This window comes from Campylobacter pinnipediorum subsp. caledonicus (assembly GCF_002022005.1).
Taxonomy (GTDB): domain Bacteria; phylum Campylobacterota; class Campylobacteria; order Campylobacterales; family Campylobacteraceae; genus Campylobacter_A; species Campylobacter_A caledonicus.
In genome coordinates this window covers 101,457-117,983 of sequence record NZ_CP017258.1, presented here as the reverse complement: position 1 = coordinate 117,983, position 16,527 = coordinate 101,457, and the positions used below count along the sequence as shown (strand labels likewise).

Here is a 16,527-nt window from a genome sequence, read left to right as displayed (position 1 = left end):
ATTTCTTATCCTTTAAGCATGCTAAGTGCTTTTATAGTAGCACGAACAACGTTTGCAGAGTTGTTTGAGCCCAGAGATTTAGTTAAAATATCCTTAACGCCAGCAAGTTCTAAGATAGGACGAGTACTACCACCAGCTATAACACCAGTACCTTCACTCGCTGGGCGTAATAAAACGCGACTAGCATTATATTTAACTTCAATATCATGAGGTATAGTAGAACCCTTTAGCTTAACATTGATAATGTTTTTAAACGCATCATCTATAGCTTTACGCATAGCATCAGGAACTTCTTTTGCTTTACCATATCCAAAGCCAACCAAGCCATTTCTGTTTCCAACTACAACAAGCGCTGTAAATCTGAATCTACGTCCACCTTTTACAACCTTTGTAACCCTTCCGATATCAACAATTACTTCTTCAAATTCTTCTTTATTATACTTTTGCATTGATTTTCCTTTGGGTTATAGCTTGATGCCATTTTCTCTTAATGCGTCAGCAAATGCTGCAACAACACCATGATACAAATAGCCATTTCTGTCAAATACACCGGCACTAATACCTTTTGATTTTAAAGTGTTAGCAAATTCTTTAGCGATAATTGCAGCACCTTCTTTGTTTGCTTTTATTCCTAGTTTTTTACCATTAGCTGAAGCTATTGTTGTAGCAGTTACATCATTTATAGCTTGAACATATAGAGTTCTATTTGATTTAAAAATAGAAATTCTTGGATTTTGCTCGCAACCTGAAATTTTAGATCTAACCCTCTTTTTTCTCTTAATTCTAAGAGCAAGTTTTCTTTTTAATACTTTTGCTGTCATTACTTATCCCTTACTTCTTAGATGTTTTACCCGCTTTGCGGATTATGCGTTCTTCTAGATATTTAACACCTTTTCCTTTGTATGGCTCAGGTGGTCTAAAACCTCTGATTTGAGCTGCTGCTTGACCAATAACTTGTTTATCGTTTCCTTTTAAGGTGATAACGTTTCTTTCAACAGTTGCCTCTATACCCTCAGGTAGTTCATAATTTACAAGGTGAGAAAAACCTAAAGCTAGTTCTAGAATTTTTCCTTTTACAGCTGCTTTATAACCAACACCATTTATCTCAAGTTGTCTAGTAAAACCTTGAGTTAGTCCGATTATTATATTGTTAGTTAAAGCTCTGTAAGTTCCCCAATATGCTCTACTTTGTCTGTCGTCGCCTTTAGAAGAAAAAACAACTTCATTGTTTTCTATTTTTACTTCAACGTTACCTTTAGTATCAAGCTCTTTTACACTATTGCCCTTTTTAAATTTAAGGACATTATTTTCAAAGCTAACATCTACACCTGATGGAATAGATATCGGCTGTTTTCCTATACGTGACATTATTTTCCTTTTACTTGTCTAGGGTGTTTTTACAATCAAGAATCAACACCACAATGCCGTAAAATTGATTGTCTTTTCAGACAAAAACTTTAAAAAGCCTAGTATAAAACCAAGCTTTTTATTTTATTACCAAACTGTGCAGATGATTTCGCCACCAACGCCAGCTTTGTGAGCTTCAATACCACTCATAACGCCTTTGCTAGTACTAACTACTATAGTTCCGTAACCATTTTTAAAACGTTTTATATCATCTTTACCTTGATATACTCTACGTCCTGGAGTAGAAACTCTTTTTAGCTCATTTATTACACTTTTGCCGTACTCATCGTATTTTAACACAACATTTATAAATTTTTTATTGTCTTCTTCAACAACGTTAAAGCTTTCAATATAACCTTTTTGTGCCAAAACATTTAAAGTAGCCTCAACAACTTTAGAGTGTAAAAGCTTAGCAGTTTCAAGCTTTCTCATTGCAGCATTTCTTATGCGTGTTAGTCCGTCTGCTATTAAATCATTTAACATATTTATTCCTTACCAACTTGCTTTTTTAAGACCTGGTATTAGTCCTTCATTAGCCATTTTTCTTAGGCAAACACGACAAATTCCAAAATCTTTATAAACAGAGTGCGGACGACCGCAAATTTGACATCTTGTATAGCCGCGCACTTTAAATTTAGGCTTGCGAGCAGCTTTTGCTATCATTGATTTTTTTGCCATCTTACTTTCCTTTTGCAAATGGCATACCAAATAACTCTAACAATTTGAATGCCTCTTTATCGTTCTTAGCTGTTGTAGCTATAGTTATGTTCATACCGTGTGTTCTTAGTATTTTATCATACTCAACTTCAGGAAACATAAGTTGTTCATTAAGACCAAAGTTATAGTTTCCTCTTCCATCAAAACCACTTCTAGAAAGTCCACGGAAGTCTTTAACTCTTGGTAATGCTACACTTATAAGCTTATCTAAAAATGCATACATACGGTCTTTTCTCAATGTTACCTTGATACCAACTGGGTAACCTTCACGAACCTTAAAACCTGCAACAGATTTTTTTGCATTACAAATAACAGCTTTTTGTCCAGCTATCAAAGATATAGTATCAGCCATATTTTGAAGTATCTTTTGATCCTTTGCAGAATCATTAGCACCAACACTTATAACAACTTTCTCTATAGCAGGAATAAGCATAGGATTTTTAATATCAAATTCTTTTGTTAGAGCTGCTTTGATACTTTCGTTATATTTCTCTTTTAATCTCATAGCTCTTACTCCTCAACTTTCGCAACATTTGAGATATCTATTGGCATCTCTTTATTGATATGTCCACCATTTGGAGTTTTTTCGCTTGGCTTTATAGCTTTTTTTGCAATTTTGCAACCTTCAACTATAACCTGACCTTTTTTAGCAATAACAGATAAAACTTTACCTGTTTTTCCTTTATCATCGCCAGCTATAACTTTTACAGTGTCACCTTTTTTGATTTTAAATTTAACATTTGCCATTATAGAACCTCCGGTGCTAGTGAAACAATTTTCATAAAGTTAGCATATCTAACTTCACGGCCAACAGGTCCAAATATACGTGTTCCAACAGGTTCTCTTTTGTTATCAAGTATAACAGCAGCGTTCTCATCAAATCTTATAAGAGAACCATTATCTCTATGAACCTCTTTTTTTGTTCTAACAACAACAGCTTTCACAACTTGACCTTTTTTGATCTTACCGTTTGGAAGAGCCTTTTTTACAGAGCAAATAATAATATCTCCAAGTGTTGCATATCTTCTTTTGCTGCCACCTAAAACTTTTATACACATTAATTCTTTTGCACCGCTGTTATCAGCAACCGCAAGTCTTGTAAAACTTTGAATCATTATTCAACTCCCTTTGCAACAATAGCTTTTAATCTAAAACTTTTGCGTGCTGAAATTGGTCTGCATTCTATTGCTACAACAGTATCGCCTGCTTTTGTTTCATTTTTTTCATCATGAACTAAATATTTTTTAAAGCGCTTTACAAATTTGTGGTATCTTGGATGCATAACGCGTCTTTCAACCAAAATAGTAGCTGTTTTATCTCCAGCTTTTTGCAAAACTACGCCTTGAATTTCTTTTTTTAATGCCATCTTTTACCCCTTACTTTGAAGCACTAATTGCAGTATTGATTTGTGCTATCTCTTTTTTTACAGCACCTATCTCATTAGGGTTACTTAACTGCATAGTTTTTAACTTTTGCTTTAGTGTAAATAAAAGCACCTTCTTCTCTTTTAGCATAGCGTTTAACTCAGTAACGCTTTTTTCTTTCAACTCAGTATATTTCATTTTCACTCTCTCGCGTTACAAATTTTGTCTTAAATGGTAATTTATGCATCGCTAAAGTTAGTGCTTCTTTTGCAAGCTCCTCACTAACACCAGCCATTTCATAGATTATACGACCAGGCTTAATATTCATTACCCATTCTTCAACACCTGCTTTACCTTTACCCATACGAGTTTGAAGTGGCTTTTTGGTTAGTGGTTTATCTGGAAACACTCTAATCCAAATTTTTGCCTGTCTTTTAACATGACGAGTAAGTGCTTGACGAGCAGCCTCTATTTGGCGTGAGTTTACTCTACCAGCTTCAACTGCTTTTATAGCAAATTCACCAGTTGATAAGCTTGCACCACGAGTTGCATAGCCGCGGTTACGCCCTTTCATTTGCTTACGAAATTTCGTTCTTTTAGGCATCAACATAACTATTTACCTCTTCTTGCTCTACGTGGTTTTCTTGGTGCATCATCTTCAGTTTTATCAGCTTGAACGCCTTTTTGAAGAACCTCACCTTTGAATATCCATACTTTAATACCTATGTTTCCATAAGTTGTATGTGCTTCAGCAAAACCATAATCAATCTTTGCTCTAAGTGTATGAAGTGGAACACGGCCTTCTAGATACCATTCTGTTCTAGCCATTTCTGCACCACCTAAACGTCCAGCTACTGATATTTTAATACCTTTAGCGCCAGACTTTTGAGCACCTTGAATAACTTTTTTCATTGCACGACGGAAAGCAACACGGCGCTCAAGTTGCATAGCAACATTTTCAGCCGCTAATTGAGCTGATGCTTGCGCTTTTCTTTCCTCTTTGATGTTGATATTAACATCTTTACCGATTAATTTTGCAACATCATTTTTTAATATTTCAACATCTTGTCCTTTTTTACCAATAATGATACCAGGACGAGCAGCAACAACTGTAACACGAAGTTTTTTAGCTGTTCTTTCTATTAAAATTTGACTAATTCCTGCATAATATAGTTTTTTCTTTAAAAAAGCACGAATTTTATAATCTTCACCTATGCTTTCAGCAAGACTTTCTTTAGCAGGAAACCATCTTGATTCCCAATTACGATTTATACCAAGTCTAAGACCTATCGGATTTACTTTTTGTCCCATATTATGCTTCCTTCTGTGCTTTTGATACTTCTACCAATATATGAGAAGTTGGTTTGCGAATTCTACTCGCACTTCCTCTTGCTCTTGGTCTAAATCTCTTAAGAACTGGACCTGCATCAACGCGACAACTGCTTACAACAACTTCTTCCGGTTCAAATCCGCCATTAGCTACAGCTGAACTAATAGCATTTGCTATAAATCTAGCTCCACGATTTGGCATAAATTGAAGGCTTGCAAGAGCAAGTTCAGCATTCATTCCTTGAACCTCACGAGCTATAAGTCTAGCTTTTGTTGGAGAAAGTCTTACAAATTTTATTATTGATTTACTCATGACTTCCACCTTACTTGCCTATTTTTTTCTGCACTGAGCCTTTGTGACCCTTAAATGTGCGTGTTGGAGCAAATTCGCCAAGTTTATAACCAATGTGGTTTTCTGTTACATATACAGGTATAAAACTTTTACCGTTATGAACATTAAAAGTTAATCCAATCATTTCAGGCACAATCGTACTGCGTCTTGACCATGTTTTGATTGGTTTATTGTCGTTTGCGCTTTTAGCAGAAACAACTTTTTTCATTACATGCTCATCTACGAAAGGACCTTTTTTGAGTGATCTTGCCATCTCTATTTTCCTTTCCTTCTTGAAATTATAAGCTTATCGCTAGCTTTTTTACGGCGAGTCTTAGCACCTTTAGTTGGTTTACCCCAAGGAGTAACAGGGTGACGTCCTGAGTTTTTCTTACCTTCACCACCACCGTGTGGGTGATCAACTGGGTTCATCGCAGAACCACGAGTTTGAGGGCGAATACCTCTATGTCTATTTCTTCCCGCTTTTCCTATAGTGATGTTAGCCCAATCTTCGTTACCAACAACACCAATACTTGCCATACATTCAGCTAATACTTGTCTCATTTCGCCACTTGGCATTCTTAAGATTACATATTTTTCTTCTTTACCCATAAGCTGAGCATATCCGCCAGCTGAACGAGCTATTTGTGCACCTTTACCAGGCTTAAGCTCTATGTTATGAACAATTGTACCAACTGGTATATATCTTAATTTCATAGCATTACCAGGCTTGATGTCAAGTGATTTGTCTTCTGCAGAAGAGATAACATCACCAACATTTAAACCACTAGGTCTAATTATGTATCTTTTTTCACCATCTTTATATGATATAAGTGCTATACGGCAGTTTCTGTTTGGATCGTATTCAATAGCCTCAACCTTACCTTCAATATCAAATTTGCGGCGTTTAAAATCTATAATACGATAAAGTTTTTTAGCACCAGCTTCTTTATGTCTTGAAGTTATACGACCATTATTATTTCTACCACCAGTTGCTGGTATCTTAACAAGAAGTCCTCTTACGCTTGGTTTTGCTGTAATATCTTCTGAACTTAATCCTGTCATATATCTACGGCTAGGAGTATATGGTTTATATGATTTTATAGCCATTTTATGCCTCCGTATTTTCTAGGCTTACGCCTTCAGGTAATTTCACGTAAAATTTCTTAACATCATCTCTTACGCCAATTCTTCCTCTGAAACGCTTCACTTTTCCATTCACTCTTAGAGAATTTACTTGAAGTGGCGTTACACCAAAATATTCTTTTAAAACTTCTTTTAAGCCATTTTTTGTAACTCTTGGTGAAGTCTGTATAACAACAACACCATTTTCTTGAAGGCCAAGAGTTTTTTCTGTATAAATAATTGTTTTGATATCAGTTATATCTGCCATTTTAGCCCTCTTTTGTTATTGTTTGAAGTGCTGCTTTTTCAATTATAACTGCACTATAAGTAGCTACTAAGTAAGCATTTACTTCACTTGCATCTACAACATAACTATTTGCTAAATTTCTAAACGCTAATAATGTTTTGTCATCAAGCAAATCTTTTACAACAAGCACATCTCTCAAATTTAAAGATTTTATGATTTTATTTGCATCTTTTGTTTTGCCTGATTGAACTTCTACGCTATCAACAGCAAAAAGTTTTCCAGCCTCTGCTTTTTGAGCAAGAGCAACTTCAAGAGCAAGTCTTTTTTGTTTTTTATTAACTTTTTGAAAGTAGTTTTTGTTATTTGTAGGACCAAATGTAACTGCACCACCAACCCATACATTCGTTCTAGTTGAACCTGCACGAGCACCACCACGACCTTTTTGTCTCCAAGGTTTCTTACCGCCACCACTTACAAATGCACGGCTCTTTGTGTGAGCTGTATTTGCACGCATAGAAGCTAAGTAAGATTTTACGTAAAGATAAAGATTGTGAGGATTTACTTCTGCATAACTTGCAGGAAGTTCAAGCTCGCTAGCTTTTTCAAATTTATCATTTAATACGCAAATTTTACTCATTTTACAATCCTTATTCTACCCATTGCACCATTATAACCTGGTACACAACCTTTTACTACGATAATTCCATTTTCATTATCAAAGCTAACTAGTTCATTTTTAACAGTAACTTTTTCATTACCCATATGTCCCGCCATTTTCATACCAGGCTGAACACGTCCAGGCCATTCGCAGTTACCTATAGAACCATGTCTTCTGTGAAATCTAGAACCGTGGCTTTTTGGACCACCAGCAAAACCATGTCTTTTTACAACACCCTGATATCCTCTACCTTTTGAGTTAAAGCTAACTTTTAAAACCTTAGCTTCACTAAGTGGAGTAACATCAATAGCGCCAACTTCTGAGTTTGCTACTTCAATTGTTGCGAATTTATTAAATTCGGCAGTTAGATTGTATTTTTTTTGTTGACCTTGTATAGATTTGTTATTTGCTTTAGTGTCAGCATAAGCAACGATAGCACGCTTATTTTCATCTATTTCGCAAACTTTAGTATCTACAAGTTTTAACAAAGTTACTGGTATGCTTTGTGCAGCTACTGTTCTGCTCATACCTATTTTTTCTACGATATATTCCATATATCACCCCTTACTTCATTGCACGAACTTCAACATTAACCTCAGGGGCTAAGTCAAGTTTTGTTAAGCTATCTACGGTTTCTGGAGTGGCTGCCACAATGTCAAGCATTCTAGCATGAATTCTCATCTCAAACTGCTCACGTGAGTCTTTGTTTACGTGTGGAGATTTTAAGACTGTGTAGCGTTTAGTCTTCGTAGGCATTGGCACTGGACCACGAACGTCAGCACCAGTTCTTTTAACAGCTTCTACAATTGCTGCAACTGTGCGGTCTAGAACTCTATGGTCATAAGCTTTTAGCTTTAACCTAATTCTTTCCATATTTTTTCCTTTTTAAAGAACTTGTCGCAAACCCGCGACCTCTTTACATAAAAACAAAACTTACAGAGGATTTATAAAATCTTATAAGTAGGTCATAGACACCTTTATCGTAAAGAGATTGTGATTTTACAAAAAGTCCCTATTAAAGTCAAGAAAAATGGTAGAATTCGCTAAAAATTTAAATTATTTTTTCCTTATAAAAAGGAAAAAATATATATCAAGCAATAAAATATAAATTTTAATAGACTAAACAAAATCATATCAAAAAATTTAAATTTATTAAGATTTTATTTTGCATTTTATATAAAATATCTATTTGCTAAAAAATCTTTTTTAGCATTAAAGCAAGAGTGTTAAGCTTTTAGCAAATATAGCAGGTTATAGCCAAAGAAAGACATAAATAAGCTTAAAAACTCTATGCTTTTTAAAAATCATAATGTTGGTTTTTATCTGTTGCGATTTAGAAATATATACTTATATGCATTATCTTTTGGATTTTTAATTAATAAGGCTATATCTTTATTTTGTGAAGCTGCTTTTATGATAGCTATTATAAAACCATTTTTTATAGGCAAAGTTGCTAAGCCTACTTTATTTATAGCCCAACCATCTTAATCTGCTTTTGCTATAAAAAAGTCTTCAAAGTCATAAGCTTTATTATTATATTTCTTATATTTTTTGATAAAGCCATTAGGATATCGTTTGTTATATCAGCAAAAATTTACAATAGCTATCGATGTTAAATTATTTTTATCAAATCGCAGTTTGATAGGTATAAATTGGCTACACTAATAACATAAAAGGATAAGCAAAAAAATATTTTATAATTAAAACTATTTTTCTAAATTACTACGAACCATTTTTCTAAGCTCAATGGTTGAATCATCAATGTTTGATAGCTCATTAATAAGATAATTCCTATAACTAGCATTTGCATCTCTATCACTCATCAAATCCATAGCCATTTCCCCACAAATTCCAAATGCTAAAACACCATATAATGCGGCTTGAAATATATCTTCTTCGCTAGCTGCAAATGCAGCCAATACAGCTGAAAGCATACAACCACTTCCGGTTACTTTTGTCATAATCTCATGTCCGTTTTCACCAACAGCTACATTATTTCCTTCTAGAACAATATCTATTCTACCAGATACAACGACAACTGATTTTGATAATTTCCACAAAACAGATGCGCGCTTTACCATCTCTTCTACTCCAAGCTCGGCACTTTTGCTATTTACATCTACTCCGCGAGATTTATTAATATCATCTCCGACAAGAGCTGAAATTTCAGAAGCATTGCCCCTTATAATGCTAAATTTTATATTTTCTATCAGTTTTAAAGCTGTTTGTGTCCTAAAGGTTGTAGCACCGGCACCTACTGGATCAAGAACCACAGGTATATTTAACCCATTTGCTTTTTTACCGGCTTTTATCATAGATGTTATAGTTCTTTCGTTTAATGTGCCTATATTTATAACCAAAGCATTAGACATACAAACCATCTCTTCAACTTCTCTTTCATCATCAGCCATAACAGGCGATGCACCAAGTGATATAAGAGCATTTGCAACATCATTTGCTGTTACATAATTTGTTATACAATGAACTAGTGGTTTTAGTGAGCGGATTTGTGATAAAATTTCCATATAATTCCTTGGTATTTTTAAAGAACCAAGAAATTATAACATAACTAATAATTTTATTGCCGTTATTATTAACTTACAAAAACTTTAAAATCTCATCAGCATTATAAACATCATAGCCATTTTGCAAAAGCCATTGATATATCTGTTCTTGATTTTTAGCTGTTTTTATAGCTTTAAATTTAGACTTCAAAACAAAGGCTTCATTTACAAATGAACTAGCTTGTATGATAAGCTCACGACTTTCATTCATTATCTTTGCTATATTGTCTGAGTTTATGTAAAGTGTGAAATTTTGATATTGCATTGATAGTTTTTTAAGCTCGTTAAGTGTTTTGTTTGCATTTGTGGTTGCCATTGATACAAAAGCACCTTTTGATAGAAGTTTTTTTGAAATTTCAAAACCCAAACCAAGTATATCACTTCCGCCTATACCGACAAAATAATCAAATTTCTTATCTCTTAAAATCTTACTTTCAACATAAAACTCATCTCTAACCAAAACAAACCTAGCACCACAATAAATTTCTGTATCTTTTGCTAATAAATCTTTATAGTTTTCGCTCTTTGCAAATAAATTTACATTTAACAAAAAATCGCAATAATGCTCTTTATACTCATCATCAAAGCTTAAAATTTTAACTCCGGTTTGCCCCTTGATGTATTTTTCATCTTCAAAGCTTATCCCGTAATGATCTATTATCAAAAGTTCTATTTTTTCTCTTTTAATGAGTTTTATAAGTTCGTTTAAATCATTGCTTTTTACTATATAAGTAGGATATGAAATTTCATTTATGATATTTCCATCTAGGTTTATACAAGCAAAGCTGACATCTTTTATCTTTTTGGCAAGGACTAAATCTCTTTTTATATGGCCAAGCCCTATATCTGAGCTACTGTCTGAACGGATTAGTGTTTTTAGGTTTTGTATTTTTTCAAATAGCATTTATCTGATAGAGCTTTTGTGCAAATTCAAAATCTTGCAATGTGTCTATATCACAAACCAAATTATAAGGTAAAACAAATGCTCTTGAATTATCTTTAAAAATGTTTTTATTACTCAGCCAAGCCTCTCTTTTACCAAAATAAAATTGGCCGGCATCGTGATATGCCTTTTGCAAATCCTGCGAACGAGAGTTAAAATAATCCGGATAAAACATACTTACAGCTTTGTTTTCATCAAGCATTAAGGCTCTTTGTATCGGATAAGAAAACTCGCAAACAGAAAATAAAAAATTGCTATTTGAGCTTATAAATTCATCATAAGCTTTCATTAGAATTTGATATTTTAACAAAGGTGCGGTTGCATACAAACAGCATATATTTTGATATCTTTCATCCATTTTCTTTATAGCATCTATCACAACATCAATACTAGAAGCATAATCATCGCTTAATTTTTCATCTCTAAAAAATGGCACTTTTGCACCAAATTTTATTGCAACATCAGCTATATCTTTATCATCAGTGCTTACTATAATATCATCAAATATCTTTGAGCTTAAGGCTGTTTGGATGCTATAAGCTATAAGTGGTTTTCCTAAAAAATCTTTAATATTTTTTTTGGGTATTCTTTTGCTTCCACCACGAGCCGGAATTACACATAAATTCATTTTAAAATCTCTTTCAATACACCAAGCAGTTTTTCAGACACAAACCTTGCATCTGATAAGCTCATACCTTGATGACAAGGTAAACTAAGCTCGCGACTATAAAAATTCTCAGCATTTTTAAGGCTTATATCTTTGTATTTTTGTTTATAAAAACTAAACTCATATGTTGGCTTATAATGCACTTGAACACCGATACCAAGCTCATGGAGTTTGATAAAAATTTCTTTTTTAAATCTTGCTAATTTTTCATCTAATATGATAGGATACAAATGTCTTGAGCTTTTTTTATTTGATGGTATTTTTATCGTTTTAAAAAACTCATTATCTTTAAAACTCTCGTCATAAAACTGAGCTATTTCCTCACGAACAGCTATCATATCATCAAGCCTCTTAAGCTGATTTACACCCAAAGCACAAGCAACATCGCTAAGCCTATAATTATAGCCAAGCAAACTCATATCGCTATCCCAAAGCTCTGTTTTTGATATGCCGTGAGAGCGATAAAGTCTGGCTAAGTTTGCATATTCATCGCTATTTGTGACTATGGCCCCACCCTCAAATGTAGTAATTGGTTTTATAGCATGAAAACTAAACACACTAATATCAGCATGATTTCCAACCTTAACACCATCTATCTCACTTCCAAGAGCATGAGAGGCATCATCAAGGACTTTTATGCCGTGTTTTTTTGCTGTGTTTATTATGTTTTGTATCTCAACTGGATTTCCACCAAAATCAACAACACTTATAACCTTTGTTTGGCTATTTATCAAATTTTGTATCAAACTCTCATCTATATTTCCATCATCTTTTACATCACAAAACTTAACATCAGCACCACACATCAAAGCGGCATTGGCAGTAGCTGCAAAGGTTATCGGAGTTGTTATAACCTCATCTTGTTGCTTTATGCCAAAAATAGTATAAGCTACATGAAGCGCAGAAGTAGCGGAGTTCATAACAACTACATTTTTTACCCCAAGATACTCGCAAAGCGCATCTTCAAAGGCATCTACGTTTTTACCGCCAGTTAAAAAATCCCCCTTCAAAGCTTCGCAAACGGCATCAATATCACTTTGAATTATTTGTTGCTTACTATAAGGTATCATTTTATCATCTCCAACAAAGAGTTTTTGTCAAGCCACAAGTGATTTTTATCCGAGCTATACTCAAATTCATCTTTTACTTTCTTGCCTTTTTCTCCAAGTAAATTTGTAGAAAAATCAGAAGGCGTAAGAAACTGAATAGATGGACTAATCACATAATGGTCATCAAACTCATATGTAAGATGAGCATCATCTTTTGAAATCATAACCTCGTGCATCTTTTCACCGGGTCTTATACCTATGATATTTATACCCAAATCAGGTGCGAGAGCCTTAGCAAGATCAGGCATAGACATAGAAGGAATTTTTGGTATAAAAATCTCTCCGCCCTTCATTCTTTCAAAGTTTTTTAGCACAAACGAAACGCCTTGCTCTAGGGTTATCCAAAATCTTGTCATATCCATATGTGTTATAGGTAGCTCTTTTGCGCCCTCTGAGATTAGCTTTTTAAAAAACGGCACAACAGAACCTCTTGAACCAACTACATTTCCATATCTCACAACACTAAAACGAGTATGCAAAGAGCCTACTATATTATTTGCAGCAACAAAAAGTTTATCACTTGCTAGTTTTGTTGCACCGTATAAATTTACAGGATTGCAAGCCTTATCAGTAGAAAGAGCTATTACTTTTTTTACTTTGCATTCTATTGCAGCATTAATAACATTTTGAGCGCCATTTATATTTGTCTTTATACACTCCATTGGATTATACTCAGCTATAGGCACGTGCTTCATAGCAGCAGCATGAATAACATAATCAACCTCGCGCATAGCAGTTGTCAAACGAACTTCATCGCGAACATCGCCTATAAAATATCTCATCGCTTGATGTTTAAAAACCTGAGACATCTCGTATTGTTTTAATTCATCTCTTGAATATATAATCAATCTTTTTGGTTTATATTTTTTTAATAAAATTTCCGCGTATTTTTTACCAAAAGATCCAGTTCCTCCGGTTATTAAGATACTTTTACCATCAAACATACTTTTCCTTTCTCATATAAACCAAAAATATATTTTAAAATTAAATTATTTTAAAATTCTAGGCAGTGTTATACCCTCTTGGCTTTGATATTTTCCATTTTTATCAGCATAAGTTACTTCACAAGCCTCATCGCCTTGCAAAAACAATACCTGCGCTATACCTTCATTTGCATAAATTTTAGCCGGCAAAGGGGTGGTGTTTGAAATTTCAATTGTTATATGACCCTTAAAACCTGGCTCAAAAGGTGTAACATTTACTATTATTCCACATCTTGCGTATGTGCTTTTGCCAAGACAAATAGCTAAAACATCATTTGGCATATTAAAATACTCAATAGTCCTTGCAAGAGCAAAAGAATTTGGTGGAACAATGCAAACATCTCCCTTAAAATCAACTACATTTTTTTCATTAAAATTTTTTGGATCAACTATCGTTCCACCTATATTTGTAAAAATTTTAAACTCATCGCCAACCCTGATATCATATCCATAGCTTGAAAGTCCATAACTAACAACACCCTTACCTATCTGTTCTTCACAAAAAGGTGAAATCATATCGTGTTCTAAACTCATCTTTCTTATCCAAGTATCGCTTTTAAGTCCCATTTTTTTCCTTGATCAAATTTCGTAAAATTATACCATAATATAAAGCTTAATTTTAAAACTATTTATAATGAAATATATCGTTTTTTAGATAAAAACTTTATATCTAAGATAACCAAATAATGATATTTTTTATACTGCAAAAACAAAAGTAAGCTTTAAATTTGATATTTTTTGATAAAATAGTAGCATTTTGATTTGTAATTTTAGGAGATTTTTATGAAAAAAGAAGATATCGAACATATAATTGAGCTATTTGAAAAAAAAGACATAAACAAAATTCGTATAAAAGAAGGCGATTTTGAAATTGAGCTTGAAAAACAGACAGAGGTATCGGAAAAACCAGCCGCACCAGTTGCTTCACCAGCACCAACACCTATAAATGTTCAAGTTGTAAATGAAAAACCAGCAACAACTGCCAAAAACACATTAAACTCACCTATGGTAGGAACATTTTATTCAGCCCCTAGCCCAGGTGCTTCATCTTTTGTAAAAGTTGGGCAGAAGGTAAGAAAAGGCGAAGTTATAGGCATTATTGAAGCGATGAAAATCATGAATGACTTAGAGGCTGAATATGATTGTCAAATTTCTGAAATTTTAGTAGCTGATGGTCAGCCGATTGAGTTTGGTATGGCATTATTTGCGGTGGAGAAACTATAATGCAAATAAATAAAATTTTAATAGCAAATAGAGGAGAGATAGCTCTTCGTGCATTAAAAACTATAAAAGAAATGGGCAAAGAGGCAATAGTAGTTTATTCTACAGCCGATAAAGATGCCCTTTATGTAAAATACGCTGATGCAGCCATTTGTATAGGAAATCCTCGTTCAAGCGATAGTTACCTAAATATACCAGCAATTATTTCAGCAGCTGAAATAAGTGAAGCTGATGCAATATTTCCCGGATATGGATTTTTAAGTGAAAATCAGAATTTCGTTGAAATTTGTGAATACCATAAATTAAAATTTATAGGACCAAGCATACAAGCTATGGCTATAATGAGTGATAAAAGCAAGGCTAAGCAAGTAATGCAAAGAGCCGGAGTTCCTGTAATACCGGGTTCTGATGGCGCTATAAAAGATGTTAAATTTGCAAAAGAATTAGCAAGTAAAATAGGCTATCCTGTGATAATCAAAGCCGCAGCTGGTGGTGGCGGAAGAGGAATGCGTGTTGTTGAAAAAGAAGAGGATCTAGAAAAGGCATTCTGGTCAGCTGAAAGTGAAGCAGTAACAGCATTTGGCGACGGAACTATGTATATGGAAAAATACATCTTAAACCCAAGACACATAGAAGTTCAAGTTCTTGGTGACAGCCATGGAAATGTTATTCACGTTGGTGAAAGAGATTGTTCTATGCAAAGAAGGCACCAAAAACTTATAGAAGAAAGCCCGGCTGTGTTGCTTGATGAAAAAACAAGACAAAAACTTCACGAAACAGCAGTAAAAGCTACAAAAGCTATAGGATATGAGGGTGCTGGAACATTTGAGTTTTTGGTTGATAAGGATTTAAATTTTTATTTTATTGAGATGAATACTCGCTTGCAAGTTGAGCATTGTGTTAGCGAAATGGTAAGTGGACTTGATCTTATTGAATGGATGATAAGAATAGCACAAGGTGAGAAACTACCGCCTCAAGAGAGCATAAACTTAAATGGTCATGCAATAGAGTGCCGTATCACAGCAGAAGATCCAAATAGCTTTGTCCCAAGTCCTGGAGAGATAACAAAATACATATGTCCGGGCGGAAGAAACATAAGAATGGATAGCCACGTATATCAAGGATACAATGTCCCACCGTATTATGATAGTATGATAGGAAAACTTATAGTTTGGGATAGCAATAGAGAAAAAGCTATTCACAAAATGCGTATAGCGCTCGAACAACTCGTAATAGGTGGCATAAAAACAACTCGTGATTTTCATATACAAATGATGAAAAACAAAGATTTTATATCAAATAATTACGATACCAACTATCTATCAAAGCATTAAAAATAGAGTGCGATTAGGATTTTATCCTGATTGCACTTTTAAGGAAATTTGTGAAATTAATTAACTCATTTTGCGTAGGTTTGCTGTTATCACTATCTATTTTATTTACAATTTTTGTTGGAATAAAGATTAATTACTTTGATTATTATGCGATAAATGAGTTTTTTAATGTGATATTTGTTGATAATATAAATTTTTATATTCTTTTGCCTATATCAATAGCACTTGGTTATCTTTTGCTATATTTTAGATTTAAAAAGTTTATTATGGTTTCTTATCTGATTTGTCTTATGGCTTGTGTTTGTTCCTGGAACGAATACATAGGAAAACAGATAGGCGAGTTTTTGTTTATGAGTAAGCCTTATGAAAAAATAATAACATACAATAACGAAACAAAAAAGATAAAACTCATAACAATGTATAAAGGTAGGGATAAAATTTATCTTAGAGTTGATGGCACCAACACAGTATTTAGTAATAAAAAATAAGACTATTTTGTGATATAATCATTCCTTATAATAAGGAAAA

29 protein-coding genes are annotated in these 16,527 nt (G+C 33.7%); 4 read left to right on the top strand and 25 right to left on the bottom strand.

Features of this window, described 5'->3' with window-relative positions:
• Nucleotides 1-5: 5 nt before the first annotated feature.
• From rpsE to rpsJ, 19 genes are all read right to left on the bottom strand, one after another.
• On the bottom strand, nt 6-449 hold the full coding sequence (gene rpsE / locus CPIN18021_RS00570; RefSeq protein ID WP_069633336.1) for a 30S ribosomal protein S5: 444 nt from the start codon (nt 447-449) through the stop codon (nt 6-8).
• 15 nt (nt 450-464) lie between these two features.
• The gene (rplR, locus tag CPIN18021_RS00565) at nt 465-821 is read right to left on the bottom strand and encodes a 50S ribosomal protein L18 (RefSeq protein ID WP_078422714.1); all 357 of its coding nucleotides are present in this window, start codon (nt 819-821) and stop codon (nt 465-467) included.
• A 10-nt stretch (nt 822-831) separates the two neighbouring features.
• Nucleotides 832-1,368, bottom strand: coding sequence for a 50S ribosomal protein L6 (rplF, locus tag CPIN18021_RS00560; protein WP_069633338.1), 537 nt, complete (start codon nt 1,366-1,368; stop codon nt 832-834).
• A gap of 126 nt (nt 1,369-1,494) precedes the next feature.
• Nucleotides 1,495-1,890: a 30S ribosomal protein S8 gene (gene rpsH / locus CPIN18021_RS00555; RefSeq protein WP_078422713.1), complete on the bottom strand. Its 396-nt coding sequence runs from the start codon at nt 1,888-1,890 to the stop codon at nt 1,495-1,497.
• A gap of 9 nt (nt 1,891-1,899) precedes the next feature.
• A complete protein-coding gene (locus CPIN18021_RS00550) occupies nt 1,900-2,085 on the bottom strand; it encodes a type Z 30S ribosomal protein S14 (protein ID WP_069633340.1) in 186 nt (61 codons plus the stop codon).
• A 1-nt stretch (nt 2,086) separates the two neighbouring features.
• Complete coding sequence (gene rplE / locus CPIN18021_RS00545; protein WP_069633341.1) at nt 2,087-2,629, bottom strand: 50S ribosomal protein L5; 543 nt, start codon at nt 2,627-2,629, stop codon at nt 2,087-2,089.
• A 5-nt stretch (nt 2,630-2,634) separates the two neighbouring features.
• Nucleotides 2,635-2,871 carry a 50S ribosomal protein L24 gene (gene rplX, locus CPIN18021_RS00540; protein ID WP_078397602.1) on the bottom strand — a complete coding sequence of 79 codons (237 nt, stop codon included), beginning with the start codon at nt 2,869-2,871 and terminating at the stop codon, nt 2,635-2,637.
• The gene (rplN, locus tag CPIN18021_RS00535) at nt 2,871-3,239 is read right to left on the bottom strand and encodes a 50S ribosomal protein L14 (RefSeq protein WP_069633343.1); all 369 of its coding nucleotides are present in this window, start codon (nt 3,237-3,239) and stop codon (nt 2,871-2,873) included. The genes rplX and rplN overlap by 1 nt, the downstream gene beginning before the upstream one ends.
• Nucleotides 3,239-3,490 carry a 30S ribosomal protein S17 gene (gene rpsQ / locus CPIN18021_RS00530; protein WP_069633344.1) on the bottom strand — a complete coding sequence of 84 codons (252 nt, stop codon included), beginning with the start codon at nt 3,488-3,490 and terminating at the stop codon, nt 3,239-3,241. Before rpsQ ends, rplN begins: the two co-directional genes overlap by 1 nt.
• 10 nt (nt 3,491-3,500) lie before the next feature.
• Nucleotides 3,501-3,686, bottom strand: a complete 186-nt coding sequence (rpmC, locus tag CPIN18021_RS00525) for a 50S ribosomal protein L29 (protein ID WP_069633345.1) — start codon at nt 3,684-3,686, stop codon at nt 3,501-3,503.
• Nucleotides 3,673-4,098 carry a 50S ribosomal protein L16 gene (gene rplP / locus CPIN18021_RS00520; protein WP_069633346.1) on the bottom strand — a complete coding sequence of 142 codons (426 nt, stop codon included), beginning with the start codon at nt 4,096-4,098 and terminating at the stop codon, nt 3,673-3,675. The genes rpmC and rplP overlap by 14 nt, the downstream gene beginning before the upstream one ends.
• 2 nt (nt 4,099-4,100) lie before the next feature.
• Nucleotides 4,101-4,799: a 30S ribosomal protein S3 gene (gene rpsC, locus CPIN18021_RS00515; RefSeq protein WP_078422712.1), complete on the bottom strand. Its 699-nt coding sequence runs from the start codon at nt 4,797-4,799 to the stop codon at nt 4,101-4,103.
• Nucleotide 4,800: 1 nt separating this feature from the next.
• Nucleotides 4,801-5,130, bottom strand: coding sequence for a 50S ribosomal protein L22 (gene rplV, locus CPIN18021_RS00510; protein ID WP_069637077.1), 330 nt, complete (start codon nt 5,128-5,130; stop codon nt 4,801-4,803).
• A gap of 10 nt (nt 5,131-5,140) precedes the next feature.
• Nucleotides 5,141-5,422 (bottom strand): 30S ribosomal protein S19, encoded by a 282-nt coding sequence (gene rpsS / locus CPIN18021_RS00505; RefSeq protein ID WP_069633349.1) that lies wholly within the window; start codon nt 5,420-5,422, stop codon nt 5,141-5,143.
• A gap of 2 nt (nt 5,423-5,424) precedes the next feature.
• Nucleotides 5,425-6,258 carry a 50S ribosomal protein L2 gene (gene rplB, locus CPIN18021_RS00500; protein ID WP_069637078.1) on the bottom strand — a complete coding sequence of 278 codons (834 nt, stop codon included), beginning with the start codon at nt 6,256-6,258 and terminating at the stop codon, nt 5,425-5,427.
• 1 nt (nt 6,259) lies between these two features.
• Complete coding sequence (locus CPIN18021_RS00495) at nt 6,260-6,541, bottom strand: 50S ribosomal protein L23 (RefSeq protein WP_069633351.1); 282 nt, start codon at nt 6,539-6,541, stop codon at nt 6,260-6,262.
• A 1-nt stretch (nt 6,542) separates the two neighbouring features.
• The gene (gene rplD, locus CPIN18021_RS00490; RefSeq protein WP_078424162.1) at nt 6,543-7,157 is read right to left on the bottom strand and encodes a 50S ribosomal protein L4; all 615 of its coding nucleotides are present in this window, start codon (nt 7,155-7,157) and stop codon (nt 6,543-6,545) included.
• Nucleotides 7,154-7,732: a 50S ribosomal protein L3 gene (gene rplC, locus CPIN18021_RS00485; protein WP_069633353.1), complete on the bottom strand. Its 579-nt coding sequence runs from the start codon at nt 7,730-7,732 to the stop codon at nt 7,154-7,156. The genes rplD and rplC overlap by 4 nt, the downstream gene beginning before the upstream one ends.
• Before the next feature lie 10 nt (nt 7,733-7,742).
• On the bottom strand, nt 7,743-8,051 hold the full coding sequence (gene rpsJ, locus CPIN18021_RS00480) for a 30S ribosomal protein S10 (protein ID WP_069633354.1): 309 nt from the start codon (nt 8,049-8,051) through the stop codon (nt 7,743-7,745).
• A 453-nt stretch (nt 8,052-8,504) separates the two neighbouring features.
• Between rpsJ and CPIN18021_RS08945 the strand changes: the two genes are divergently transcribed.
• Nucleotides 8,505-8,666 (top strand): hypothetical protein, encoded by a 162-nt coding sequence (locus CPIN18021_RS08945; RefSeq protein WP_157886642.1) that lies wholly within the window; start codon nt 8,505-8,507, stop codon nt 8,664-8,666.
• A gap of 218 nt (nt 8,667-8,884) precedes the next feature.
• Here the strand turns inward: CPIN18021_RS08945 and thiM are convergent, their stop codons facing one another.
• The 6 genes from thiM to dcd all read right to left on the bottom strand — a co-directional run bounded on the left by thiM (nt 8,885) and on the right by dcd (nt 14,011).
• Nucleotides 8,885-9,703, bottom strand: coding sequence for a hydroxyethylthiazole kinase (gene thiM / locus CPIN18021_RS00470; protein WP_078424161.1), 819 nt, complete (start codon nt 9,701-9,703; stop codon nt 8,885-8,887).
• A 73-nt stretch (nt 9,704-9,776) separates the two neighbouring features.
• A complete protein-coding gene (gene pseG, locus CPIN18021_RS00465) occupies nt 9,777-10,646 on the bottom strand; it encodes a UDP-2,4-diacetamido-2,4,6-trideoxy-beta-L-altropyranose hydrolase (protein ID WP_078424160.1) in 870 nt (289 codons plus the stop codon).
• Nucleotides 10,636-11,313, bottom strand: coding sequence for a pseudaminic acid cytidylyltransferase (gene pseF / locus CPIN18021_RS00460; protein WP_078422708.1), 678 nt, complete (start codon nt 11,311-11,313; stop codon nt 10,636-10,638). The genes pseG and pseF overlap by 11 nt, the downstream gene beginning before the upstream one ends.
• Nucleotides 11,310-12,422 carry a UDP-4-amino-4,6-dideoxy-N-acetyl-beta-L-altrosamine transaminase gene (pseC, locus tag CPIN18021_RS00455; protein WP_078424159.1) on the bottom strand — a complete coding sequence of 371 codons (1,113 nt, stop codon included), beginning with the start codon at nt 12,420-12,422 and terminating at the stop codon, nt 11,310-11,312. Before pseC ends, pseF begins: the two co-directional genes overlap by 4 nt.
• Nucleotides 12,419-13,405: a UDP-N-acetylglucosamine 4,6-dehydratase (inverting) gene (pseB, locus tag CPIN18021_RS00450; RefSeq protein ID WP_078424158.1), complete on the bottom strand. Its 987-nt coding sequence runs from the start codon at nt 13,403-13,405 to the stop codon at nt 12,419-12,421. The genes pseC and pseB overlap by 4 nt, the downstream gene beginning before the upstream one ends.
• Nucleotides 13,406-13,450: 45 nt before the next feature.
• Nucleotides 13,451-14,011 carry a dCTP deaminase gene (gene dcd, locus CPIN18021_RS00445; protein ID WP_069637084.1) on the bottom strand — a complete coding sequence of 187 codons (561 nt, stop codon included), beginning with the start codon at nt 14,009-14,011 and terminating at the stop codon, nt 13,451-13,453.
• Nucleotides 14,012-14,227: 216 nt separating this feature from the next.
• On the opposite strand from dcd, the gene accB reads away from it, so the two are divergent.
• Genes accB through CPIN18021_RS00430 form a run of 3 tightly spaced genes read left to right on the top strand, consistent with a single transcriptional unit; the run spans nt 14,228 to nt 16,487 of the window.
• Nucleotides 14,228-14,668 carry an acetyl-CoA carboxylase biotin carboxyl carrier protein gene (gene accB, locus CPIN18021_RS00440; RefSeq protein WP_069637807.1) on the top strand — a complete coding sequence of 147 codons (441 nt, stop codon included), beginning with the start codon at nt 14,228-14,230 and terminating at the stop codon, nt 14,666-14,668.
• The gene (locus CPIN18021_RS00435) at nt 14,668-15,999 is read left to right on the top strand and encodes an acetyl-CoA carboxylase biotin carboxylase subunit (protein WP_078422705.1); all 1,332 of its coding nucleotides are present in this window, start codon (nt 14,668-14,670) and stop codon (nt 15,997-15,999) included. Before accB ends, CPIN18021_RS00435 begins: the two co-directional genes overlap by 1 nt.
• A 50-nt stretch (nt 16,000-16,049) precedes the next feature.
• A complete protein-coding gene (locus CPIN18021_RS00430; protein WP_078424157.1) occupies nt 16,050-16,487 on the top strand; it encodes a hypothetical protein in 438 nt (145 codons plus the stop codon).
• Nucleotides 16,488-16,527: the final 40 nt, after the last annotated feature.